18 protein-coding genes are annotated in these 24330 nt (G+C 52.0%); 10 read left to right on the top strand and 8 right to left on the bottom strand.

The features are described from left to right. Nucleotide 1 precedes the first annotated feature (1 nt). Nucleotides 2-1783: a glutamine--tRNA ligase/YqeY domain fusion protein gene (locus ACT53G_RS01615; RefSeq protein WP_476168514.1), complete on the bottom strand. Its 1782-nt coding sequence runs from the start codon at nt 1781-1783 to the stop codon at nt 2-4. Nucleotides 1784-1950: 167 nt separating this feature from the next. Between ACT53G_RS01615 and ACT53G_RS01620 the strand changes: the two genes are divergently transcribed. From ACT53G_RS01620 to ACT53G_RS01630, 3 genes are read left to right on the top strand one after another with little or no spacing between them, the layout of a single operon-like run. Next, nucleotides 1951-2940 (top strand): biotin--[acetyl-CoA-carboxylase] ligase, encoded by a 990-nt coding sequence (locus ACT53G_RS01620; protein WP_476168515.1) that lies wholly within the window; start codon nt 1951-1953, stop codon nt 2938-2940. Further along, nucleotides 2937-3725: a type III pantothenate kinase gene (locus ACT53G_RS01625; protein WP_476168516.1), complete on the top strand. Its 789-nt coding sequence runs from the start codon at nt 2937-2939 to the stop codon at nt 3723-3725. The genes ACT53G_RS01620 and ACT53G_RS01625 overlap by 4 nt, the downstream gene beginning before the upstream one ends. Before the next feature lie 13 nt (nt 3726-3738). Beyond that, nucleotides 3739-4620 carry an SPOR domain-containing protein gene (locus tag ACT53G_RS01630; RefSeq protein WP_476168517.1) on the top strand — a complete coding sequence of 294 codons (882 nt, stop codon included), beginning with the start codon at nt 3739-3741 and terminating at the stop codon, nt 4618-4620. 67 nt (nt 4621-4687) lie between these two features. Here ACT53G_RS01630 and ACT53G_RS01635 read toward each other — a convergent pair whose 3' ends face one another. The 3 genes from ACT53G_RS01635 to ACT53G_RS01645 form a co-directional block, all read right to left on the bottom strand. Then, nucleotides 4688-5236, bottom strand: coding sequence for a hypothetical protein (locus tag ACT53G_RS01635; protein ID WP_194747106.1), 549 nt, complete (start codon nt 5234-5236; stop codon nt 4688-4690). A 96-nt stretch (nt 5237-5332) separates the two neighbouring features. Next, on the bottom strand, nt 5333-7126 hold the full coding sequence (gene lpdA / locus ACT53G_RS01640) for a dihydrolipoyl dehydrogenase (RefSeq protein ID WP_476168518.1): 1794 nt from the start codon (nt 7124-7126) through the stop codon (nt 5333-5335). A 110-nt stretch (nt 7127-7236) separates the two neighbouring features. Then, a complete protein-coding gene (locus ACT53G_RS01645; RefSeq protein ID WP_313983955.1) occupies nt 7237-7710 on the bottom strand; it encodes a hypothetical protein in 474 nt (157 codons plus the stop codon). Between the two features lie 207 nt (nt 7711-7917). On the opposite strand from ACT53G_RS01645, the gene ACT53G_RS01650 reads away from it, so the two are divergent. The 6 genes from ACT53G_RS01650 (at nt 7918) to ACT53G_RS01675 (ending at nt 16756) form a co-directional block, all read left to right on the top strand. Beyond that, a complete protein-coding gene (locus ACT53G_RS01650) occupies nt 7918-9531 on the top strand; it encodes a glycoside hydrolase family 17 protein (RefSeq protein WP_476168519.1) in 1614 nt (537 codons plus the stop codon). 34 nt (nt 9532-9565) lie between these two features. Then, nucleotides 9566-12127: a glycosyltransferase gene (locus ACT53G_RS01655; protein ID WP_476168520.1), complete on the top strand. Its 2562-nt coding sequence runs from the start codon at nt 9566-9568 to the stop codon at nt 12125-12127. After that, entirely contained in the window at nt 12106-13260 is a 1155-nt protein-coding gene (locus ACT53G_RS01660) for a PA0069 family radical SAM protein (RefSeq protein WP_476168763.1), read from the top strand. The genes ACT53G_RS01655 and ACT53G_RS01660 overlap by 22 nt, the downstream gene beginning before the upstream one ends. 131 nt (nt 13261-13391) lie before the next feature. Then, complete coding sequence (locus ACT53G_RS01665; protein ID WP_313983967.1) at nt 13392-14051, top strand: PepSY-associated TM helix domain-containing protein; 660 nt, start codon at nt 13392-13394, stop codon at nt 14049-14051. 103 nt (nt 14052-14154) lie between these two features. Continuing rightward, nucleotides 14155-16281, top strand: coding sequence for a TonB-dependent siderophore receptor (locus tag ACT53G_RS01670; RefSeq protein WP_228518652.1), 2127 nt, complete (start codon nt 14155-14157; stop codon nt 16279-16281). A 64-nt stretch (nt 16282-16345) separates the two neighbouring features. Beyond that, nucleotides 16346-16756, top strand: coding sequence for a gamma-glutamylcyclotransferase family protein (locus ACT53G_RS01675; protein WP_476168521.1), 411 nt, complete (start codon nt 16346-16348; stop codon nt 16754-16756). 50 nt (nt 16757-16806) lie between these two features. Here the strand turns inward: ACT53G_RS01675 and aceF are convergent, their stop codons facing one another. Continuing rightward, nucleotides 16807-18150 carry a dihydrolipoyllysine-residue acetyltransferase gene (gene aceF / locus ACT53G_RS01680; RefSeq protein WP_313983974.1) on the bottom strand — a complete coding sequence of 448 codons (1344 nt, stop codon included), beginning with the start codon at nt 18148-18150 and terminating at the stop codon, nt 16807-16809. Between the two features lie 27 nt (nt 18151-18177). After that, nucleotides 18178-20847 (bottom strand): pyruvate dehydrogenase (acetyl-transferring), homodimeric type, encoded by a 2670-nt coding sequence (aceE, locus tag ACT53G_RS01685; protein ID WP_476168522.1) that lies wholly within the window; start codon nt 20845-20847, stop codon nt 18178-18180. Nucleotides 20848-21132: 285 nt separating this feature from the next. Here aceE and ACT53G_RS01690 point away from each other — a divergent pair, with 285 nt between their 5' ends. Next, nucleotides 21133-22599 carry a M17 family metallopeptidase gene (locus ACT53G_RS01690; protein WP_476168523.1) on the top strand — a complete coding sequence of 489 codons (1467 nt, stop codon included), beginning with the start codon at nt 21133-21135 and terminating at the stop codon, nt 22597-22599. 14 nt (nt 22600-22613) lie between these two features. On the opposite strand, the gene ACT53G_RS01695 is transcribed toward ACT53G_RS01690, so the two are convergent. Then, nucleotides 22614-23840, bottom strand: coding sequence for an NAD(P)/FAD-dependent oxidoreductase (locus ACT53G_RS01695; protein WP_476168524.1), 1227 nt, complete (start codon nt 23838-23840; stop codon nt 22614-22616). 28 nt (nt 23841-23868) lie between these two features. After that, nucleotides 23869-24300 (bottom strand): protein tyrosine phosphatase family protein, encoded by a 432-nt coding sequence (locus tag ACT53G_RS01700; RefSeq protein WP_476168525.1) that lies wholly within the window; start codon nt 24298-24300, stop codon nt 23869-23871. Nucleotides 24301-24330: the final 30 nt, after the last annotated feature.

A 24330-nucleotide genomic window follows, 5' to 3' on the forward strand; every position in this document is an offset into this window, starting at 1 on the left:
TTTACTTTTGCCAAGTATCCTTTAACGTCACCGTCCTGTTAAACACAGGCTTGCCAGCCACACTATCTTTGCGGTCGGCGACAAAATAGCCGTGACGCTCAAACTGGTAACTGTCGCCTGGGTTGGCTTCCTGGGCGCTTTGTTCCAGCTGGGCAGTGATGACTTTGACTGAGTCCGGGTTAATGTCTTCTAAAAAGTCTTTGTCGCCGCTGCCTGGGTGTGGGTCTTTAAACAGGCGGTCGTACAGGCGGATTTCGGCAGTGTAAGCGTGCTTAGCGCTGACCCAGTGGATATTGCCTTTGACTTTGACGCTATCAGCCCCCGGCGTGCCGGACTTGGTGTCTGGCAGGTATTCACAATGCACGGTAGTCACGTTGCCGGCAGCGTCTTTTTCACAGCTGAGGCATTTGACCACATAACCATAGCGCAAACGCACCATATTGCCTGGGAACAGGCGGAAGTAGCCTTTGGAAGGTTCTTCCATAAAGTCTTCGCGCTCAATCCATAGCTCTTTGGAGAGTTTGACCACGCGTTTGCCGAGTTCAGGGTTTTGCGGGTGGTTAGGGGCGTAGCAATCTTCGTCTTGGCCTTCTGGGTAGTTATCAATCACCAGTTTGATCGGGTCGAGTACGCCGATTTTGCGCGGTGCAGATTCGTTAAGCACTTCTCGCATGCAGTCTTCGAGGATGCTGTACTCTATCCATGAGTCCGCTTTAGACACGCCGATGCGGTCAGTGAATAGTTTGAAACCTTCAGGAGCATAGCCACGGCGACGCGCGCCCGCCAGTGTCGGCAAGCGAGGGTCGTCCCAGCCAGTTACGTGTTTTTCTTCGACCAGTTGAATCAGCTTGCGTTTGGAGAGTACAACATAGGTCAGGTTGAGGCGTGCAAACTCATACTGGTAAGGCACCGGTTTGTTAATCATTCCGGCATCAGCCAGATTGTCCATCAGCCAATCGTAGAAAGGGCGCTGGTCTTCAAATTCTAGCGTACAGATGGAGTGGGTGATGGTTTCCAGGGCATCCTCAATCGGATGCGCGAAGGTGTACATAGGGTAGATGCACCATTTGTCACCGGTGTTGTGGTGGTGGGCGCGGCGGATACGGTAAATCGCGGGGTCACGCATATTGATGTTGGGCGAGGCCATATCAATTTTCGCGCGTAACACCATGCTGCCATCGGCGTGCTTACCATCGCGCATTTCTCTGAAGATGCGCAGATTTTCTTCTGCACTGCGGTCGCGGAATGGCGAGTTTTTACCTGGCTCGGTCAGCGTGCCGCGGTTGGTACGCATTTCATCGGCGCTTTGCGCATCGACATAGGCTTGTCCGCGTTGAATCAAGGCCTCGGCAGCGGCATACATAAAGTCAAAATAATCGCTGGCAAAGTAGAGATTGTCTTCTTTGCTGCCATCCGGGCGCGTATTGTCCCAGTCAAAGCCCAGCCACCGCACCATCTCAGTGATGCTATCTACATATTCCTGGCTTTCTTTTTCTGGGTTGGTGTCGTCAAAACGCATATGACAGATGCCGCCATAATCACGCGCTAACCCAAAGTTGAGAAACACCGATTTGGCATGGCCGATGTGCAAATAACCATTCGGCTCGGGCGGAAAACGGGTGCGAATTTTAGCAAAATCGGTTTGTCCGGTGGCGTGATGCGCGGCATCGCCTGGCGTACCAGCCCATTTCTTTTCGGCATATTTTTCTTCGGTAAGGTCTCTATCAACAATAGCGCGGATAAAATTGGAGGCGGCGGGGATCGGTTCTTTTTGTGTAGACATGGCGGTTCTTGAAGTTGCTAAAGTGTGCTTATTTTACACGGTTAGCGACCTGACCCAAAACGCTTAATACAGGGCGTTTCGGGCTTTTATCGCCCGGCCTGACAGGGCGGGTATGCTACACTCCGGGCTATGAATATACGCATGATTATCGCCACTCACCGGTTGTTATGAACAAGCTGGCATTTCCTATTCTTGCCGTGCTGGCGGATGGCAAATTTCACTCTGGTGAAGACTTGGCCCAACGTTTTGGCGTCACGCGCGCCACGGTATATAACGCGATTCAATCCGCTGAGCAGCTAGGCATCAAGGTGTTTTCAGTCCGTGGACGCGGGTATCGCTTGCCCAAGCCGCTGACCTTGCTCGATGCAGATCAAATTGCCCAGGCCTGTGGCGAGTATTCGCCCTGGTTTCATGTGCAAGTGCTGGCGCAGGTGGATTCCACTAACCGCTATTTGATGCAGGAGAGTGCGCGCGGTATTGCCCATGCGACCTGTGTGGCGGCGCATATGCAGACAGCCGGTCGCGGTCGACGCGGCCGTTCCTGGCATTCTCAATTGGGGGGTAGCCTGACTTTTTCATTGCTCTGGCGCTTTCAATGTGGCGCGGCTGGCTTGTCTGGCTTGAGCCTGGTGGTCGGTTTGGCTTTAGTACGGGCGTTGCACACGATGGGCTTAAACAGTGTGCGCTTAAAATGGCCGAATGACTTGCTGGTGTTGCAAGCGGGCAGTTGGCACAAGCTGGGTGGGATTCTGATTGAGCTGCAAGGGGATATGGAAGGCCCAAGTGCAGCGGTGATCGGCATAGGCCTCAATTTGGAATTGGAGGCCGACTTACAACAGCAGATTGACCAGGCGGCGATGGGCCTGAATCAGTTGGCGGGTGCGCCTGTAGACCCTAACCAGTTGCTCGGCCACTGCTTGAACCAGTTGGCGCAACACTTAAGCCTGTTTGCAGAGCATGGTTTTGCCTATTTTCAGCCCGAGTGGACGGCGTACCATGCTTTTGAGCAGCAAGCTGTGAATCTGCTGTTAGCCAATGGCCAGTCGGTTCCCGGTCGCGTGGTTGGCGTAGCTGAAGAGGGCAGTTTGCTGGTAGAAACCGCTGCCGGTATTCAGCGCTTTAACGCAGGCGAAATCAGCGTGCGGAGTGCGGCATGAAACTGCTGATTGACGCTGGCAATAGCCGCACCAAATGGGCCTGGTGTCCTGAGCAATCGAGCCAGCCGACAGCGCTGCAGATCAATACCCTGGATAATCAAGACTGGTTTGAGGGCACCGCACAGGCGCAAGCCTTGCACGCCGCGATCGCTAAGGCGAGCCGGATCTATTTAAGCAATGTGGCGGGCGAGCGCTGGCTGCAAGCCTTGCCCGAGCGGGATCAACGTTTGCAAGCTATTGTTGCCACCTCTTTAGCCTTGGGCTTGCAAAACAGCTACAGTCAACCCGCGCAATTGGGTAGCGACCGCTGGTGCAGCCTGTTAGCGGTATGGCGTAGCGAGGGCAAATCAGCATTGGTCGTCAGCGCGGGTACTGCGATGACGATGGATGCGCTGCTAGTCAAGCAAGAAGTTAAACAAGCACAGGCGATGTTTGCTGGCGGCAGTATCCAGCCTGGGTTACGACTGATGTGGCAAAGTTTGCAACAAGGCGCGGCGCAACTCGATTATGTCTATCCCGACCTTGAAACTGGTACCGATGGCTTTGCGCAAAATAGCCAGCATGCCATGTGGGTGGGCTGCGTGCAGGCGCTGGCTGCTTCGGTGGCTGCCCAATATGCGCGCTTGTGCCAGCAGCTGGATCATGTGCCTTTATTGTTCATGAGTGGCGGTGATGCAGATTTAATCGCCAGATATTTGCCGCATGCATTGTCAGCACAGGCGATTATTGTGGATAATCTGGTATTAAAGGGATTGGCCTGCCTGGCTGAGTGTTCAGACGAATGAAAAGTATAAGTGAATGAAAAAAATATTCTGGATATTGGTATTGCTGAATGTGGTGGTGTTTGCTTATTTTGAGCGCGATGCCCTGTCACCTGCCGTCAGTAGCCTCAAACCAGAGCTCCAGCCACAGCAAATTAAAATCCTCACCGAGCAGTCGTTGTCGTCTTACCCCACGCGCCATCCAGAGGCGGCGGTAAACGAGCCTTCCGATTCGGTATTGCAGCCTGCTGATAGCCATGGGCCTGCCAGTGAGACAGTGTCAAAACCAGATGCCCAGGGAGCTGAAGCTAAATTGCCTGAAACCAAGCCATCTGAGCAAAAATCTCCTGATCCTAACAAGCCAGAGAGCTCCAAAGTGGTAGAAGCGAAACCCGCTGAAGCAAAGCAGGCAGAAAAAGCCCCGTCGGCTAAACCCGCAGAACAACATACCGCGACGGCTGGCGCATGCTATGAGTGGAGCAGCTTCAACACGGCACGCTTGAATGAAGCCTTGAGCCTGGCGCAGCAACTCAATATCAAGACCCATACCAATCTGATCGGCAGTCCGCAGGATAATGTGCGTTACTGGATTTATAAACCGCCGCTACCTACTGCCGAGGCTGCGCAAATCAAAGCCGATGAATTGCGTAAACTCGGTGTGGAGGATTTCTTTGTTGTGCAAGACGACCCCAAATGGCGCCACGCGATCTCGTTCGGTGTTTTTCGTGATGAAAAACTGGCCGATAAGCTCATGCTAGACCTCAAAAATAAGGGGGTAAAATTGTTGATTAAAGCGACCCGTAATGGCGGTCAGGCGGTCATCAAAATGCAACAGGTCTCGCCACAACAACTTGTCGGTTTGCAAAAGGCGCGTTCGCAGTTTCCAGATGCCGTGCTTAAAGAAATACCTTGTAATTAAAATTCACAAGGCGTTAAAACGATAGACATCAAAAAACCCGCATTCGCGGGTTTTTTGATAATCAATCCTACTGCTGTGCTGCTTTTTGAGCTTCTGCTGCTTTTTTGGCCGCTTCTTCTTCCTTGGCTTTATCTTCTTGAATTTTCTTCAGCAAATCCCCATTGGCTTTCAGGCCTGTCATGATTTGATTATCTACATTGTTTTTACGATCAAACACAAGACTATCGCCTAAAATCACTTTTACCCAGTCTGGATAGCTGTAAGCCGTCCCCTTGTTGTGATCAACAATCGCGCCTATGCCACCGCCAAACAGAATGTTACCCCACATCCCGCCATTGGCTCTGGAGACCAGAACAGCAAAACCAGACTCTGCATTATCCTTTTGACATTTAATTTCGAGGTTTTGACCAGAGCGATGCACAACCAGGCTACCCGGTGTTTTGGTGGACCACTCACCGCGCTCATTTTTTGCCGTACATTTGGCATCCTCGACGAGTTGATCTTGTTTGTTGTATGTTTCAACGCGAATCGGTTGATTTGAATCTTTGGTAATTGACGCACAACCCGAAAAAAGAAGGCTGCTTGCCATCACAAAAGCGACGTGATGATATTTCATATACTCCCTTATGTTGTTATTAGTTAACTCCCGTGAGCAGGAGTTAACTAATATTATAGAGGGCAGGTATATTTTTAGTAAGAGATGTTAATAAATTTATGTTTGCCGCTTTTTCGGTGGCAGCATATCGGTGATGGTGCCTTCCTTGAGTTCAGCGGCAAAGCATACTGTTTCAGACAAGGTGGGGTGTGCATGAATGGTCAGGCCCAGGTCATGCGCATCGGCGCCCATTTCAATCGCCAGCACAGCTTCTGCTAGCAGCTCGCCAGCATTGACGCCAACGATTCCGGCACCAATCACACGGTGAGTGTCTTTGTCGAAAATCAGTTTGGTTGCGCCTTCGGTACGCGCGATAGACAAGGCGCGGCCACTGGCAGCCCACGGGAAGCTGGCTTTTTCGATCTCAATGCCTTTGGCTTTGGCTTCGGTTTCGGTGAGGCCCACCCAGGCCACTTCTGGGTCCGTATAGGCGACGGAAGGGATAACACTGGCGACAAATTCGACCTTGTGACCGGCAATCACTTCTGCGGCTACTTTCGCTTCATGCGTGGCTTTATGGGCCAGCATGGGTTGGCCAACAATATCACCAATCGCAAAAATGTGTGGGACATTGGTACGCATTTGTTTGTCGACGCTAATGAAGCCACGGTCATCGACGACCACGCCAGCGTTTTCGGCACCAATATTTTTACCATTCGGGCGGCGACCAATAGAAACGAGCACGCGGTCATATTTTTGCGTCTCTTGCGGCGCATTTGCACCTTCAAAGTCTACATAAATCCCATCCGCCTTGGCTTCGATCTTGGTGACTTTGGTCGACAACATAATGCTTTCAAAACGTTTTTCCATGCGTTTTTGCAGTGGACGCACCAGGTCGCGGTCACAACCGGTAATCAGGCCGTCCATAAATTCCACCACGCTCACTTTAGAGCCCAGCGCGTCGTAGACCGTCCCCATTTCGAGGCCGATAATGCCGCCGCCAATCACCAGCATACGGCCTGGGATATCGGCAAGAGCGAGTGCGCCAGTGGAGTCCATGATGCGTTCATCTTCAGGCGCCCCCGGGAATTTGGTGGCTTGTGAACCTGCGGCAATAATCGCATTCTCAAAACCGACCAGGGTGACTTTGCCATCGGCGCCGGTGACGGCAATCTGGTTTGGGCTAGTAAATTTACCGACGCCATTGACCACCGTGACACCGCGCGCCTTAGCCATCTGGGCCAAGCCACCAGTCAGCTTGCCGACGACATCGTTAGCTTTCCAGTTGCGCAGTTTGACGAGATCAATGTCTGGTTTGCCAAAGCGCAAGCCATGATGTTCGGTTTCTTGCGCTTCAGTAATGACTTTAGCCGTGTGTAACAAGGCTTTGGAAGGGATACAGCCTACATTGAGGCAGACGCCACCAAGTGTTGGATAGCGTTCTACCAGAACCACTTTCAGGCCAAGGTCGGCTGCACGGAAGGCGGCAGTATAGCCGCCAGGCCCGGAGCCCAATACCATGACCTGGCAGGTGACATCATGATTACCTGTCGGTACCGCTGGGGCAGGGGCTGCCGAAACTGGGGCAGCGGGCGCCGCTGTGGCGGTGGTTTGTGTGGCGGGTGTAGCAGCAGGTGCTACGGCAGGTTGTGCTGCTGTCGTGGTTGATTCAGCACTTTCCAGCAGCAAGATCAGGCTGCCTTTGGCGACTTTGTCACCCACCTTGATTTTTAACTCCTTGACCACGCCAGCATGTGAGGAAGGAATGTCCATGGAAGCTTTGTCAGACTCCACAGTAATGAGGGAATCTTCTTTGGCCACGGTATCGCCGACGGCGACCAGCACTTCAATCACATCGACACTGTCAAAATTGCCGATATCCGGCACCACTATTTCAACCATTTGACTCATGAAAACCTTATATATGCGTTAGTTTTGCTATTTTATCACCAAAAGAACAACCGCACTTTTGGCTTGTCACTGCTTGATTGTCCCGATAGATGTTTCAATCGCATCGAGCATCAGCGTTTACCGGGGGCGGTTGTGACCGGTTTAACCGCTGTGGCTGGCTTCATGGTGCAGGTTTCATGGCCGTAATTGCCGCCCGTATCATCTGGTTCGTAATAATCGTTTTTAAAGGTCCAGCCGGCCTTGCCCACTTTGCTGAATTGACCCATGCCGGTGGAGAATTCTGCATATTTGGCATCAGACAGTTTAAAGGTCATTGCCAACTGTTTGCCACGGGTAATGGCCTGGCCAGTGTAGCTTTGCTTGTTTTCCGTGTGTGTTGCCAGCTCGTAGACGGAAACTTGTGCTGTGCTGTTGCGGCGGTTCTTTTTGAGATAAATGGTCACTTCATAATCGCCGACAGCAATATTGTTGCCTTTGCACAAATATTCACCACTGTAATCCGGTGACGCGGCAGGGGCTGAAAACGCAGTGGATGAAAAGATTGCGAACAGACTAAAGGTGATTAAACAGGATTTAACGTTCATATGACTTCTGAAATAAATTTTTGGCGTGAGAAAGTTTAAAAGCCTGAGTTTTTTGCGAGACTTTTGAATACATTTCATCATAATTGCAATTACATAATTTACCAAGTCTCTTTTAGTGTTTTTGTCGCTTGCAGCTTGTAAAAGCAGGGCGCAAGCCTAGGTGATTTATGAGAGAATAGCCGCTATTTTTAGCAACCTCGTGACAAGGTGACCATATTGCAGCGTTTGTTATCAAGAATTTCACCCATCGTCTGGCTGACCTTGTTTTTACTTGGCTCCGTTTACTACGTCTGGCGATTGCAGCAACCACAAGTGTTGCTTGAGGTGGATGCGGATGCGTTGCCCCTGCAATGCATCTCTTATTCGCCTTATTACAAGCCTGGCATGAGTCCGCTGGTCAAGGATATGCATGTCGATCCGCTGCAGATTGAACAGGATTTACAAGCCTTGTCCAAAGTCACGCGCTGTGTGCGCACTTATTCCGTCGGCCAGGGGATGGATTATGTGCCCAAGGCTGCTCAAAAACTGGGAATGAAAGTCATTCTTGGCGTCTGGATCGGTTGGCTGGAAGATCTCAACCAGGCAGAGCTCAAGCTAGCGGTGCAGCAAGCGAACCAGTATCCGGAGACCGTGCGTGGCATTGTGGTAGGGAACGAGGTCTTGTTGCGCGGCGAGCAGTCCGAGCCCAAGATGCATGGCTACCTGCAATGGGTGAAAGCCAATACCAAGGCGCCAGTCACCTATGCCGATGTGTGGGAGTTTTGGCTCAAGCATCCTACTTTAGAGCAGGACGTGGACTTCGTCACCGTGCATATTCTGCCCTATTGGGAAGATAAGCCGGTTGCCATTGATCAGGCGGTTGCCCATACCGCCTCGGTGATGGGACATTTGGGTACAGTCTTTAAAAAACCTATTTTGATTGGTGAAACCGGCTGGCCATCGCAAGGTCGTCAACGTTTCTGGGCCAAGCCGAGTGCGATTAATCAAGCCAAATATATGCGTGGTTTTTTGCAGGCCGCCAAGCAGAGTCAATGGCAATATAACGTGATTGAAGCCGTGGATCAGCCTTGGAAGCGTGAGCTGGAGGGCACGGTCGGGGGGTATTGGGGCGTGCTTGATACGGACCTAAAACCCAAATTCAGCTTGCAGGGAGCGATGGCTGAGCGTGCAGATGGCTTGCAACCCTATCTGGCCGCGCTCGGGCTGGGGCTGCTATTCGTTGCCTATGGATTTTATCGCCATCGCCCAGCGAATCAATTGGCGTTACTCGCATTAAGCGGCATGCTGCTGGGCTTGCATGCCTATCTGCAACTGGAATATGTACACTTGGCGGCCCGTAACTCTCTAGAGCTGAGCATGCTGGCTGGGCTTGCCGTGCTGGGTTGGGGACTGCTTGGCTTACAGCTCAGGCAGTGGCTGGGGTTGAACGCAAAAGCTTGCCTGGAACAAGCCGCGCTCCGACTGCTGGCGGTCGGATTCTTGCTGACCAGTGGCGCGCTTGCAGTCAATGGGCGCTATCTGGATTTCCCCATCATCTTGGTCTGCCTGCCATTGGTCGCGATCACGATTTCTTTATTAATGCCACTCGCTCAGACTGGTCAAACAGGGGCCGTCAATGCTGGATTCTGGCTGGTGGCTGCACTGCTGGTCATGGCTGCCAATTGCGCCGTGGCCGTGGCGATCATGGAGCCAGGGAATACCATGGCCTGGTGGTGGACTGCTCTCTGCGGTGTTGCCTTGCTGATATTACCTCTCAGAAGCCTACAAGTAGGTATTCCGCTGACAGCCAACGCTGCTGATTCAGCGTATCATTCAGTTTAAAACAATAACTCATCAATAACGGGAAGTGTGAGAAGTGATCGTTTCATGGTTTAAAAAATTGCTGCCAAGTCTGGCGTTTGCGATAGTCTTTTCAGCGTTGCATTTTGGCCTCTGGACGCTGGCCAACCGGGCGCTGCCACTGATCAGTGTCAAGCCGGAAGTCAATGGATTTGCCTATACCGGTTACCGGGCCAACCAAAGCCCGCTCGAAGGGCAGCATCCGAACACCGCCGAACTGGCGCAAGATCTCGACCTCATGCATAAACATACGCGCCACATTCGTATGTATTCATCACTAGATTTGAACGAGGTGATCCCGCTGGCCGCCAAGCGCAATATGAATGTGATTGCGGGGGCCTGGATAGATGCAGACAAGCAGAAAAATACGCGGGAAGTGTCTGCCTTGCTCGAAAAGCTGGAAAACTACAGCAATATTGACCGTGTGATTGTTGGCAACGAATCGCTGTTGCGTAACGATTTGCCGGTTCCGTCCTTGATTGAATACCTGGATTTTGTCCGCGAACATAGCAATGTGCCGGTGTCTACCGCCGAGCCTTGGCATGTCTGGCTCAAACACCCGGAGTTGGTGAAGCATGTGGATTATATTGCGGTACACCTGCTGCCTTACCATGAAGGCGTGCCCGTTGAAAAAGCCGTGCAATACACCATTGAACGCTATAACCAGCTCATGGAAGCTTATCCCCGTAAAAAAATCGTGATCACCGAGGTAGGCTGGCCCAGTCGTGGTCCAGCGATTGGCGCTTCTGTCGCCAGCGAAGTCAACCAGGCGCGTTTTATCCGCGAGTTCCTGGCCCGTAACTCCATAGAGGATCTGGATTTTTACCTGATGGAGGCGTTTGACCAGCCCTGGAAAGTTGCGCTGGAAGGCTGGGCGGGTGCCTATTGGGGCATGTATAACGCTGATCGCCACCAGAAATACTCCCTGCAAGACGCGGTACCACCGAATACGCGCTGGATTGCCAAAGCCACTTGGTCTACGGTGCTGGCATTTATCCCGATGATGTTTATTGCCTGGCGCTTTAAGCACTGGGGCATAGGGGGCGTATTGTCGATGGCAGTGTTGTTTCAGGCCTGTATCACGACCTTGACCATTGCCTGGAATCTGCCAGGGGACTACTACTACACCTTGCGCGATTTTGTGGTTCTGATCGGGCTGATATTGGGTATTGCACTGACCTCGATGGTGTTGATGATCTACGCCGCCGAATTTAGTGAGGTCATGTTTAAACCTTACTGGCGGCGGTTCTTTAAACGCGCCCAGCCATTACCTGCCGATCAGGAGTTATTTGTCTCTATCCACCTGGCCTGTTACAACGAGCCGCCAGAAATGGTCATTGCCACGATTGATAGCCTGCGCAATCTCAACTACACGCATTATGAGGTGATCGTGGTGGATAACAACACCAAGGATGAGGCGAAATGGAAGCCGCTTGAGGCTTATATGGCGAATATGCCAGATAACTTCCATTTTTATCACTTGCCTTCCTGGCCAGGCTTTAAAGCGGGCGCGCTGAATTTTGCACTGGATAAAACCCACCCGAATGCGCAAGTGGTGGGGGTAGTCGATGCTGACTATGTGGTGACACCAGACTGGTTGTCCGACCTCGTCCCTCATTTTCAGGAATCGCAAGTGGCGGTCGTACAAGCACCACAAGCCCACCGTGAATGGGAAAATCATTTCTTCCACCGCATGTGTAACTGGGAGTTTGAAGGTTTCTTCCGCATTGGCATGCATCACCGCCATGAGCGTAATGCGCTGATCCAGCATGGCACCATGACACTGATCCGCCGTGAGTCGTTGCAAACGCTGGGCGGCTGGTCTGAGTGGTGTATTTGTGAGGATACCGAACTTGGGTTGCGATTGCTCGAGAGAAACATGGAGTTGCGTTATATTGATGAAACCTTTGGGCGTGGCTTAACACCGGCCAACTTCAAAGCCTTGAAATCACAACGTAATCGCTGGGCATTTGGGGCGATGCAAATACTTAAACATCACATGCCAAAGTTGTTGGGTAAATCATCACTCAACTTTAGTCAGCGCTACCACTTTTTGACTGGCTGGTTTGGCTGGTTTGGGGAGGCCTTGCAACTGATATTCACCATCGGTTCTATCGGCTGGACGATTGCCATGTTGGCATTCCCTAAATACTTCAGTTTGCCAGTGGTGGTCATGATTGTTCCCATACTGTGTTTCCTGGCGATCAAGGCCATTCTGGGACCAGTCTTGTACCGCAAAACCATGCATTGCAGCTGGATGGATATCTTTGGCGCTTCACTGGCCAGCTTGGGTTTATCACATGCCATTGCTCGGGGTATCATCAGTGGCCTGACACACAAGGCAGGCGTCTTTGTCGTGACGAATAAAACCAAAGCCAAACTTAGTAATTGGCAGCTGATCGCGCCAATCAAGGAGGAGTTGACGATTCTGATCTCTCTGTTGCTCAGCGCAGCAGCCATGCTGTATTCGCGCGGTTTTAGCAACCTGGATGCGCAATTGTGGGTTTCCATGCTGGCGCTGCAATCCCTGCCGTACTGGAGTGCATTGGCATGCCAGTGGATATCGGAACGCAAGTAGACCAAGCAACGCAAGACCATCTTGATGCTTTTCCACCCGAGCGGGTGGAAAAGCCACTTATATACAAAGGGCGTGCGGCCAGCAGCAATCAGGTCAGCCGCTTTGATCCACATCGCCGCGAAATCATAGATGACGGCTGGGGCAGTCTGGATGAAGAGGCGCCTGCCCTACGCACAGAAGTCATGCTGGATGCGGCTAAAAGCATCATCAATTACATTCAATCTCCAGACCTGCCGTTTGATCGTACCCTGAATCATTACCGTGGCTGTGAGCATGGCTGTATTTATTGCTATGCCAGACCCACGCATGCCTATCTGGGGCTTTCTCCCGGCCTCGATTTTGAGTCACGCTTGCTCATGAAGGCGGAGGCTGCTGAGCTCCTGAAAAAGGAATTGGCACACCCCAAATACCGATGTGCGCCGATTGCTATTGGCATGAATACGGACAGCTACCAACCCATAGAGCGTGAATATCAACTGACGCGCCAGGTGATTCAGGTGCTGAGTGACGCCAATCATCCCTTTAGCCTGGTCACCAAGTCCTCACTGGTTGAGCGTGATATTGACCTGATTGCGCCTATGGCGGCCAAGGGGTTGGCCAGTATTTATCTGAGTATTACCACGTTAGATCGTCAGATTGCCAGACGGCTTGAACCGCGGGCAGCCGCGCCTGAGCGTCGTTTTGAAACGCTGCGTAAACTGAGTGCGGCGGGCATTCCAACCGGCGTGATGGTGGCGCCGGTGATTCCGGCCTTAACAGACTGTGATATGGAAAAGATTCTTGAACAGGCGTATCAGGCAGGCGCGCGCAAGGCGGGCTATGTGTTTTTGCGCTTGCCGCATGAATTAAGTGATTTATTCCAGGCGTGGTTGCAACAATATTTTCCACTCAAGGCCGACCATGTCATGAGCTTAATCAAGCAAAGCCGCGGCGGTAAAACCTATCAAAGTGGTTTTGGTCAGCGCATGCGTGGTGAGGGCATATTTGCCGACCTGCTGGCGCATCGTTTTAAACTTAGTTGCCAGAAATTGGGCATGTCAGGCGAGCGGCTTGATTTGCGCACGGATTTGTTCTCTGCTGATCCTAGCTGGGGGCGTGCTATTAAGCCTCAACAACAATTCTCATTGTTCTAAAAAATATTTCGGTATGCATTGATTGAGATATAATTGCGTCTTATTCTCAATTAATAGCAACCCGAAATGTTTTATCGAAAGACACGATTGTCGCTGGTTGAGATTTTCACATCATTCTCAGAAAGCGCTTAGTGCAACATCCACGCCAACTCTCAGCCAATGCCCAACGTGCAAAAACCATCCGCTGGTTACGACAGGTGCATGGATGGTTAGGTTTATGGGGAGCATTACTGGGGTTGCTGTTTGGCGTCACCGGGATTCTGCTGGATCACCGCAATACCCTTAAAATCCCTGCAGTTCAAATCGAGCAAAAAGAAATTCAGCTGACAGTCCCTGCTGCTTATACCTCGACAAAGCAGGACTTTGTTCGATACCTGCAACAGACATTTGAGATTGACCATGCGCCTTTTCAAAAGAAGGCCAAGCCTGCATTCAAGACCCAATCTTCCGCACGGTTTATGGGTAAAACCTTAGCGCAGCCAGAAAAATGGGAAGTCGAATTCCGTATGCCGCAACTAAAACTCACTGCAGAGTACGTGGTGGGTAATGAATATGCGCTGGTACGCAAGGAAGAGGTAAATGCCTGGGGATTTTTGACCAACCTGCACAAAGGGACGGGCGCAAGTGTGGGGTGGGTACTTATGGCTGATACGTTGGCGGGTGGGCTGATTGTGTTGTCTATCACGGGTGTATTGCTCTGGACCAAAATGCGTCAGTCAAGATTGATATTGGCGGGATTGATGGGAAGTTCTTTGATAGTGGGCGTGTGGTTGACACTGGCGATGTTGTAACCATTGCTTGGAAAGTATTTAAGTAGCGCTTACGCTGTGGTTAGTTGGATTTATGTTAATATGTTGAATGATAATGATTATTATTTAATATAGAGAGTGATCCATGAAGTTCCAGACCGCGGCCCTGGTCGCAGCCACCTTGTCTACATCCATGGCAAATGCAGAAGCGTTGCAGCCCGACCATCAAACCTTGCCAGAAGTGGCCGTCAAAACAAACAAAATCGCAGAGTCAACCACTGCCCCGATTAAAAAATATCGAGCCAGTCAGGCACGTACCGCAACAAAAACTGATCTGCCAATAAACGAAACCAGCCAATCCATCTCGGTGGTCAGCAGTGAGCAAATGCGAGATCAAGCGACACAAACACTGGCAGAATCACTACGTTTTGTGGCGGGGGTGGATGCCGGTCAACGAGGCCGGCGCGGACTGGATGACTTTTCGATTCGTGGCTTTGTGCAAAGTGATTATGTGCTCAGAGATGGGATGCGGATGGCGTATGACCTCTCCTGGATACAAGCTGAGCCTTTCGGCCTGGAACGGGTAGAAGTGCTTAAAGGGCCTTCTTCTGTGCTTTATGGCCAGACCGGTCCGGGCGGCTTTGTCAATTTAGTCAGCAAGCGTCCAACCGATACCCCTATGGCCCGTTTTGGCATGGCTTTTGGCAATTATCAGCAACAGCAATACACGGCAGATATTTCTGATGCGCTGAATCAGGATAAAACCCTGCGTTACCGCTTGGTGGCCTTGACTGCCAGCAGTGATGATCAGGTCGATTTTGTCGATAGAAAGCGCCAGTATGTGGCCCCTTCACTGACTTGGGATATCAGTGACAATACCAGTTTGACGGTATTGACCAGCTATCAAAAGAGCAGTTATGTGCCGATACGCGGATTACCTGCCGATGGCACCATCTTGCCTAACATAAATGGCGATATTTCCTTCAAACGTTTTGTCGGTGTGCCCGGCCTGGACCATTACGATACAGAACAAACTTTGCTCGGTTATGAGTTCTCGCATGCTTTTAATGCGCATTTGAGTTTTAGGCAAAACGTACGCTATAACACCCTCAATCTTGATGGCACATTTACTGAACCTAGTAATCAGGGTTTATTAGCTAACAAGCAAGACTACAGACGAGCAATTTCTATTCGCCAACTCTCCGCACAAATGTGGACGATTGATCACCAATTAGCAGCAAATTTTGATTTGGCTGGGTTCAAGCATCAGATGTTATTCGGGGTTGATAACATACGTTACTATCTTAATCGCTACTATGCCAATCGCAGCGTGACGCCATTAAATCTTTACAGCCCTAATTATTCTGCAGCAGTGCTGGGTAATGTTGTGACTAAAGCCGATAGTACTGGTACGGATGAGCTGACTCAGCAGGGCCTTTATTGGCAAGATCTGGTTAAATTTGGAGAAGGCTGGAATCTGCAACTGGGCTTGCGTCATGACCGCTCCGAAATTAATCAGAACCGGATCACCGGAATCAATATCCAGAGTAACGCACACAAAACCACTGGCAAGCTGGGCCTGCTATATGCGTTTGAAAATGGCTGGTCGCCTTATGTCAGTTACAGTGAATCGTTTGTCCCTTTGGTTGGGAGTACCTTTGCGGGAACACCTTTTGTGCCAGAAACCGGGCAGCAAAAGGAAGCCGGTCTTAAGTACGCCTCTCCTGATCAGCGCTTTTCCACAACTTTCTCTGTGTATGAGTTAAAGCGGCAGAATGTGACCACCAATGATCCGGTTAATGGCCCCAGCTTTAGTGTGCAAACAGGCGAACAGCGCCACCGCGGTTTTGAGTGGGAGGCGACGGGTCAAGTGACTGATGATCTCAATTTGGTCGCCAGCTATACCTACATTGATGCGGAAGTGACCAAAAGCAACTCGACCAATCTGGGTAAGCGGCCCATTCTGGTCGCAAATCATATGGCGAATGCCTGGCTTAATTACAAACTGAGTGCAATTCTGCCTGGCTTAAGCGTCGGAGCAGGGGTGCGTCATATCGGTAAACAAGCGGGCAATGAGACCAATACATTTGATGTTCCCGACTACACCTTGTTTGATGCGGGCATTTATTACACACGAGACGCATGGCGATTTGCACTCAACGGCAAAAACCTGGCGAATAAACGCTATATGGCTGGCTGCTCCAGCCAATCCGTTTGTTTTACCGGCGACCCGCAAATGTTATTGTTGACTGCAAATTACGCATTTAAATAATTTAGGCAAGACATGATGCAGGCTGACCATGGATCAGCGCATTAAACGCAGTTAAGATTGCAGCATGAATGATTTATTGTTTGTCTATGGCACCCTGCGTCAGGGTAATACCCATGCGATGTCGCTGTATCTGGCTCAGCAGGCTGATTTTGTCGCCTATGGCTGGTTTCAGGGGCTGATGTATCAGATCAGCTTCTATCCTGGCGTTGTGGCTTCTAACGACCACTGTCATCGTGTATATGGAGAGGTATATCGCCTCCGCGATGCGCAAAGTGTGTTGACCATGCTGGATGAGTATGAAGAATGCAGTGCCCGGCATCCACAACCCGCCGAATATCAACGGGTTAAAACACAGATTCTCACGATAGATGATCAGCTGCTTGAGCCAGTATGGATTTATCTCTACCAATGGCCTGTAGCAGATAAGGCGAGGATAGTGACCGGGGACTTTATGCAGCCGATACAGATGGCTTAAAACACAAAGGGCGCTTTCCGCGCCCTTTGTGTTTTTTACCCGTCTAAAAATTAGAGTAACAAGCGTCTTACATCACTCAGCATCACACGCAAATGGCTGGTAAAGCGTGCGCCGTCGGCGCCGTCGATGACGCGGTGATCGTATGACAATGACAACGGCATGATCAGGCGTGGGTCAAAGCCGCCCGTGTCTTTGTTGTACACCGGCTGCATGGCCGCGCGGGAAACTCCCAGAATCGCGACTTCAGGGCAGTTGATAATCGGCGTAAACATGGTGCCGCCAATGCCACCGAGGCTTGAAATGGTAAAGCAGCCACCTTGCATTTCCTCAACTTTCAGCTTGCGCTCACGGGCCTTGGCAGACAGGTCCGCCAGGTCACGTGCAATGTCCATCACGTCTTTCTGGTTCACGTCACGTACCACAGGCACGACCAGGCCGTCCGGTGTATCGCAGGCGAAGCCAATGTTGTAATACTGCTTGAGGATCAGGCTATCGCCTTCAGGGGACAAGGAGGCGTTAAAGTTAGGGTAAGTACGCAGGGCGTTGACCACTGCTTTCATCAGAAAAGCCAGCAAAGTCAATTTCACGCCACGCTTCTCGGCTTCGGCCAGCATGGACTTACGGAAGTCTTCGAGGTCGGTAATGTCAGCCTCATCAAACTGTGTCACATGCGGCGCGGTGACCCAGTTGCGGTGCAAGTTGGCGCCAGACAGCTTCTTGATGCGGGAAAGCGGTTTGGTCTCTATATTGCCGAACTGGCTGAAATCAATGACCGGCATGGGCAAGGTGCTTAAACCACCGCTAGTACTCATGCTTTCAGAGCGTGGTTTAGACAGTTCGCCTTTGACGTAGGCTTGTACATCACTTTGCAAAATACGGTTTTTAGGGCCGCTGGCTTTCACCAGTGACAGGCTCACCCCCAGTTCACGCGCAAACTTGCGGACAGACGGGCTGGCATGTGCCAGTTTGCCGCTGCTGGCTACGGTGCTGGCAGCCACCGGGTTAGGCGTGGCTTGCGGCTGGATGACTTGGGGAACTTCAGCCACCGGACGGGTAGGCTCAGGAATCGCAACCTTGGCTTCATCCACCGTCACGGTCGCCACCACGGGTGTGGCGGTCGGCTGCGGGGCCACTTTTTCTGCCGGTGCCGCTTCGCCAGCGGTATCCAGTGTCAGAATCAGGGCGCCTTGCTTGGTTTTGTCGCCCACTTTGATGTGAATTTCCTTGACCACGCCAGACAGCGAGGAGGGGATATCCATAGAGGCTTTGTCAGACTCTACGGTGATCAATGAGTCTTCTTTGGCGACGGTATCACCGACGCTGACCAGGACTTCAATGACGTCGACGCTGTCAAAGTTGCCGATATCCGGCACCAGTACTTCTTTGATAGACATATTGTGTATGTTCCTTATGTCGTGACCTTAGATCGTAGCCGGGTTGGCACGACTAATGTCGATATTGTATTTTTTAATGGCTTCGGCGGCCTTGCTGGCTGGCAGTTTGCCGTCGTCCGCCAGGGCTTTCAGTGCGGCCAGCGTCACATAGTAACGGTCAACTTCAAAGAAGCTGCGCAGGGCTTCACGGGAGTCAGAGCGGCCGTAACCGTCTGTACCCAGGGTCACGAATCTGTTGGGTACAAATGGACGAATCTGGTCGGCAAAGCTGCGCATGTAATCCGTAGAGGCAATCACAGGGCCCTCTGCTTTTTGCAGCGAGGCTTCAACATAGCTCAGTTTAGGTTTGGCTTCTGGATGCAGCAGGTTGTGACGCTCGGCGTCAATACCGTCGCGACGCAGCTCGGTAAAGCTGGTCACACTCCAAACATCCGCAGACACGCCCCAGTCTTGTTCCAGCAACTCGGCGGCAGCAATCACTTCACGCAGAATCACACCGGAACCCATCAATTGTACTTTCGGGCCTTTGGCTTTCGACTTGCTGAAGCTGTACATGCCTTTGAGGATGCCCTCGGCACTGCCTTCCGGCATAGCCGGATGGCTATAGTTTTCGTTCATCAGGGTGATGTAGTAATACACATCTTCCTGATTTTGTACCATGCGGCGCATGCCTTCCTGGATGATCACAGCCAGCTCGTAAGCAAAGGTAGGATCGTAGGAGATACAGTTAGGAATGGTCGCGGACATCAAGTGGCTATGACCGTCTTCATGTTGCAAGCCTTCACCGTTGAGGGTGGTACGGCCAGCAGTCGCGCCCAGCAAGAAACCACGGGCACGGCTGTCGCCCGCGGCCCAGGCAAAGTCGCCAATACGCTGGAAGCCAAACATGGAGTAATAGATGTAGAACGGAATCATCTGCGTGCCAGTGACGCTGTAAGACGTCGCCGCGGCCAGCCAGCTTGCGAATGAACCAGCTTCGTTAATGCCTTCTTCCAGAATCTGGCCGCTTTGTGATTCCTTGTAGAACATCACCTGATCAGAATCTTGTGGCTCATAGAGCTGGCCGACAGAAGAGTAAATGCCTAATTGACGGAACATGCCTTCCATGCCAAATGTACGCGCTTCATCCGGCACGATAGGCACCACATATTTGCCGACTTGCTTGTCACGCACCAGCGTAGACAAGATACGCACAAAGGCCATAGTGGTGGAGATTTCACGGTCACCGGTGGCGCCCAGCATGTTTTCAAACGCTGACAGTTCAGGCACGGTCAGCTCGTTACCTTTACGGCGGCGGCTAGGTACAAAGCCACCTAAAGCTGCGCGGCGTTCCATCATGTACTTGATTTCCGGGCTGTCTTCAGCCGGACGGTAGTAAGACAGGTTTTCTACCTGCTCGTCAGTCAATGGCAGGTCAAAACGGTCACGGAACGCCTTCAGTGAGGCAATATCCATGCTCTTTTGCTGGTGGGTGGTATTCTGGCCTTCGCCGGCTTCGCCCATGCCATAACCCTTAACAGTTTTGGCGAGGATGACAGTAGGTTGACCTTTATGAGTCACTGCGGCCTGGTAAGCTGCGAACACTTTGTGCGGATCGTGACCACCACGGTTCAGACGCCAGATATCGGCATCAGACATCGCAGCCACCATTTCACGCAGTTCTGGATATTTGCCAAAGAAATGCTCGCGGGTATAGGCGCCGCCTTTTTGTTTAAAGTTCTGGTATTCACCGTCCACGCACTCTTCCATGCGTTTGCGCAGAAGGCCGTCTTTATCCATGGCCAGCAGCGGATCCCAGTAAGAACCCCAAATGACCTTGATCGCGTTCCAGCCCGCGCCGCGGAAGTTGGATTCGAGTTCCTGAATAATCTTGCCGTTACCGCGTACCGGGCCATCCAAGCGCTGCAAGTTACAGTTGATCACGAAAATCAGGTTATCCAGACCTTCACGCGCCGCCAGCGAGATCGCGCCTTGTGATTCTGGCTCATCCATCTCGCCATCGCCACAGAATACCCAGACTTTGCGGTCTGAGGTATCGGCAATGCCACGGTTATGCAGGTACTTGAGGAAACGTGCCTGGTAAATCCCGGCCAATGGGCCTAAACCCATGGACACGGTAGGAAACTGCCAGAAGTCAGGCATCAGCCACGGGTGCGGGTAGCTGGACAGGCCATTGCCACCGGTTTCCTGACGGAAGTTATCCATCTGCTCTTCAGTGATGCGGCCTTCAAGGAAGGCACGTGCGTACACACCTGGCGAGGAGTGGCCCTGAAAATACACACAGTCGCCGCCAAAATTCTCGTTGGCTGCACGGAAAAAGTGGTTAAAGCCCACATCATATAAAGTGGCTGCCGACTGGAAGCTGGCGATGTGACCGCCAATGCCGGGCGATTTTTCATTGGCACGCAACACGGTCATGATCGCATTCCAGCGAATCAGGGCGCGGATACGGCGCTCCATCTCGGGATCGCCTTGCAGTTTAGCCTGCAAGTGGGTGGGGATGGTATTCACATAAGCGGTGGTCGCTTTGTAAGGCAAATGGCCGCCAGAACGGCGGGCCTGATCAATCATTGCTTCCAACAGAAAGTGGGCACGTTCTGGCCCTTCATTCTCAATGACTGCGCTGAGGGCTTCTAACCACTCCTGGGTTTCTTGTGCGTCTGTTTCATTGAGGTGTGCTTGCGAATGCGTTGCCATGCGTGAGGATTCTCCGAGTTTTAAGTCGCTATGCGTATAATCTAGCTTCGAGCAATGCCTAGAGCTGAGAAAGTGTTGATTACCAAGAAGGGATTCCGAAATTGGACACTACTTTTATGGTATCACGTTGCTGCACTCAAGTGATGAGTCTCAGCAAGCTATCAATTAGCTGTAAGTGTCTCTTTTTTGACGCTTTTGGTCAAGTTTTGCATCAGCTAGACACGCTTGTCTACTGGCTTTTGCTACGTTTATTTAATATTTTATATAAGAGTGTTTTCTGACTGTATGCGCATCGAGTGGTCCCAAAATTCTGAAGTCAATTCAACCGTGTTGTCCGCATTTGCGCAGCATATTTTGCTGGTATTTGAAGAAAAATACTTTTCTACCCTGCCATTTGGTGAAGCACTAGCCGCAAAACTGGCGCGGGCTGGCCTCACTGCCGCTGATTTAGCACAAAAGCCGGTCACGCTTGAATGGCCAGATGGCCGCCTGGTGAGTCTGGTACAGGTCGAGGCCAGTAGTCCTCGTTTTGCGTTGAATAGCCTGTTACGCAGTGCGGTAAAGCCGTTGCTGGAGGAGCATCCTGCGCGCATCGCTATTGGTGTGTATGCAAAAAAACAGGCCACCGTGCTGGCCCGGCAGGCGGCGTATGTCACGCTGGTTAATGCGCAAGCTTTGCCGATGCTCAAGAAAAAGCACAAGGGTCAGTCCTTACGAGAAATCGGCCTGTTTGGTGTCGATGCCCTGGACTGGACGGAAGAAGTCACCGCCTTGGTCGCTGGCAATACCGTGTGCCGCGCCTTGACCATGACGCCGCCTAATATGTTGACGCCAACGCTGTATCAACAGTGCTTGCAATCGATGGCCAGCGAAAAAGGGTGGCAATATGAGGCGTTTGATATTGATAGGCTAAGGGCGTTGGGCGCAGGTGCTTTTGTGGCCGTCGCGCAAGGCTCGGAGCCGCAGGATGCCGCGATTGTGAGGTTGAGCTATCGCCATCCGCAGGCGAAAAAAACACTGGCGCTGGTGGGCAAGGGCATTTGCTTTGATACCGGCGGCCATAATTTGAAATCGGCCAAATATATGCAAGGCATGCATCAGGACATGAACGGCAGCGCGGTGGCGGTTGGTGTGTTGCAGGCGATTAGCGCACAACAGTTGGCTGTGAATGTGGACTGCTGGCTGGCGCTGGCGCAAAACCATATTGGCCCCAATGCTTACAAGCAAAATGATGTGGTCACGGCGCTCAATGGCATGACCATCGAAATCGTGCATACCGATGCCGAAGGCCGTATGGTGCTGGCTGATACCCTGACTCTGGCCAGTCGCAGCAAACCGGATGTCATCCTTGATTACGCCACACTCACCGGCAGCATGCAAACTGCGCTGGGGTCGCGTATGAGCGGCATTATTGCCAACCAGCACAGCCTGGCGCAGCAGATGGTCGAGGCCGGTACTGAGAGTGGCGAGCGAGTGGTGGCGTTTCCATATGCAGAAGACTACGACAGCGAGTTGGACAGCGAGATTGCCGACATCAAGCAGTGCACCATGGACAGTGATGCGGACCATATGCTTGCTGCACGGTTTTTAGGCAAGTTTATCGAGCATGAGGTCGATTGGTGCCACATAGACTTGTCGTCTTATACACACAAGGATGGCTTGGGTGCGGTCGCCAGTGAGGTGAATGGCTTTGGTGTGGCCCTCACCTTGCAATGGCTTAAGCAGTTTCTCGCCAGCAAAGCTAAACGTTAATTTGGGCGTGCGTGCTAGCCACACGCCCCGCATCTGGCCAGCCATTCGCGACCTTTCAGCATCAGGTGCCAATAGACCTTTGGTAACAGGTATTTCTTGAGCCACCAGGCAGAACGGCGGGCTTTGGTTGAATCCCAAGGGAAGGTGGGGACAATTTTGCCACCATAGCCAAATTCGGCCAGGATGATTTTGCCTTTTTCAACCGTCAGCGGGCAGGAACCATAACCGTCATAACGCGAGGGCAGTGCCAGGCCCGCCCGCGCCGCCAACAGGTTTTCTGCGGCAATGACCACTTGTTTGCGAGCTGCCGCTGCGGTTTTGGCATTGGGGGTGTTGGTGCAGTCACCCACGCCGAAAATATCTGGATAGCGAACATGTTGCAAACTGTGCTGATCGACTTCCACCCAGCCATCCGCATTCGCTAACGGGCTTTGCTTGATAAAGTCGGGCGCCGTTTGTGGCGGCACCACATGCAGCATGTCAAACGTTTCGCTGGTGTGCTGCACGTTGCCGTCGGCATCCTTGATATTAAACCAGGCGGTTTTGTTGGGGCCGTCCACTTCTACCAGCGTGCTATTCAAATGCAAATCCACCTGATAGCGACGGATATACTGCATCAGCGGCTCCACATACTCTTTCACGCCAAACAAAGCGGGTGCGGCACTGTAAAACGAGGCCTTGATCTGGCCTAGCCGACCCTGCGCCAACCATTCTGCACAAGAAAGATAGAGCGCTTTTTGCGGTGCGCCTGCACATTTGATTGGCATGGGGGGCTGAGTGAACAGGGCTTTGCCCGACTGTAATTGCTGCACCAGTTGCCAGGTGTAAGGAGCCAGGTCAAAGCGGTAGTTTGAGGTCACCCCATGTTTGCCCAGCGTTTCTGGCAAACCTTTAATACCCTCCCAATGCAGTTTAAGGCCTGCGGCAACCACCAGTTGTTGATATTGAATCTTGTCCAGGCGGTCAGTGACAACGTGTTTTTCTTCAGGCATAAAGCCGGTCGCTGCCGCGTGTAGCCAGGTGACACCGTGCGGGATGCATTCAGCCATGTGGCGTACCGTATTCGCTGCGTCAAACTCGCCCGCGCCGACTAAGGTCCAGGCTGGCTGGTAATAATGCTGCGCTGCCGGCTCAATAATGGCAATCGCAAGTGTGTTATCGCGTTTTTTCAGACTGGCAGCCATAGCGCAACCCGCCGCGCCACCACCGACAATCACAATATCAAAGTTATTTTTTTGCATGGTGTGAAACCGTCTTCTCTTATTGATCTTATTCTTTGAACCAGCCTTTGACTTTATCCAGTAAGCCCTCTTTGGTCTCCGCTGATCCACCGCAACAAGCAGGTTTGCTTTGGGCAGCCACAGCGGGCGACTGTAAGGCCAGTTGGTAGACTTGATTGGCCCGGTTGCCAGTACGGCAAAAGCCGACGACGGGTCCCGGGTGGCTGGTCAGCAAGGTTTGCAGTTGAGCCACATGCTCGGTTGAGATCTGGTTGGGGACTACCGGGATGTACGCATAGGCCATGCCTAGCGCCGCCGCTTGCGAGGCCAAGGCTTCGCTGGTCGGCTGCGACCCTCCGCCCTCGCCATCAGGCCTGAAGTTGACCACCAAGGTCGTGCCTTGCGCAGCCAGCGCATCTAAGTCAGTAGGCGTGAGTTGGTCGCTGATACTGTAATGTTGGTCGATTTGTTTGAGATTCATCGTGACGTCCTCGGCAATGATGCATGGTCC

The sequence above is a fragment of the Methylophilus sp. DMC18 genome (genome assembly GCF_056314005.1).

Bases quoted from the DNA above. Each gene is read 5' to 3' on its own strand.
- ACT53G_RS01700 (WP_476168525.1), bottom strand. From the start codon at position 24,300: ATGAATCTCAAACAAATCGACCAACATTACAGTATCAGCGACCAACTC.
- ACT53G_RS01630 (WP_476168517.1), top strand. From the start codon at position 3,739: ATGAAAAAAATATTCTGGATATTGGTATTGCTGAATGTGGTGGTGTTT.
- aceF (WP_313983974.1), bottom strand. From the start codon at position 18,150: ATGTCTATCAAAGAAGTACTGGTGCCGGATATCGGCAACTTTGACAGC.
- ACT53G_RS01695 (WP_476168524.1), bottom strand. From the start codon at position 23,840: ATGCAAAAAAATAACTTTGATATTGTGATTGTCGGTGGTGGCGCGGCG.
- ACT53G_RS01615 (WP_476168514.1), bottom strand. From the start codon at position 1,783: ATGTCTACACAAAAAGAACCGATCCCCGCCGCCTCCAATTTTATCCGC.
- ACT53G_RS01675 (WP_476168521.1), top strand. From the start codon at position 16,346: ATGAATGATTTATTGTTTGTCTATGGCACCCTGCGTCAGGGTAATACC.
- ACT53G_RS01670 (WP_228518652.1), top strand. From the start codon at position 14,155: ATGAAGTTCCAGACCGCGGCCCTGGTCGCAGCCACCTTGTCTACATCC.
- ACT53G_RS01625 (WP_476168516.1), top strand. From the start codon at position 2,937: ATGAAACTGCTGATTGACGCTGGCAATAGCCGCACCAAATGGGCCTGG.
- ACT53G_RS01645 (WP_313983955.1), bottom strand. From the start codon at position 7,710: ATGAACGTTAAATCCTGTTTAATCACCTTTAGTCTGTTCGCAATCTTT.
- ACT53G_RS01690 (WP_476168523.1), top strand. From the start codon at position 21,133: ATGCGCATCGAGTGGTCCCAAAATTCTGAAGTCAATTCAACCGTGTTG.
- aceE (WP_476168522.1), bottom strand. From the start codon at position 20,847: ATGGCAACGCATTCGCAAGCACACCTCAATGAAACAGACGCACAAGAA.
- ACT53G_RS01635 (WP_194747106.1), bottom strand. From the start codon at position 5,236: ATGAAATATCATCACGTCGCTTTTGTGATGGCAAGCAGCCTTCTTTTT.
- lpdA (WP_476168518.1), bottom strand. From the start codon at position 7,126: ATGAGTCAAATGGTTGAAATAGTGGTGCCGGATATCGGCAATTTTGAC.
- ACT53G_RS01620 (WP_476168515.1), top strand. From the start codon at position 1,951: ATGAACAAGCTGGCATTTCCTATTCTTGCCGTGCTGGCGGATGGCAAA.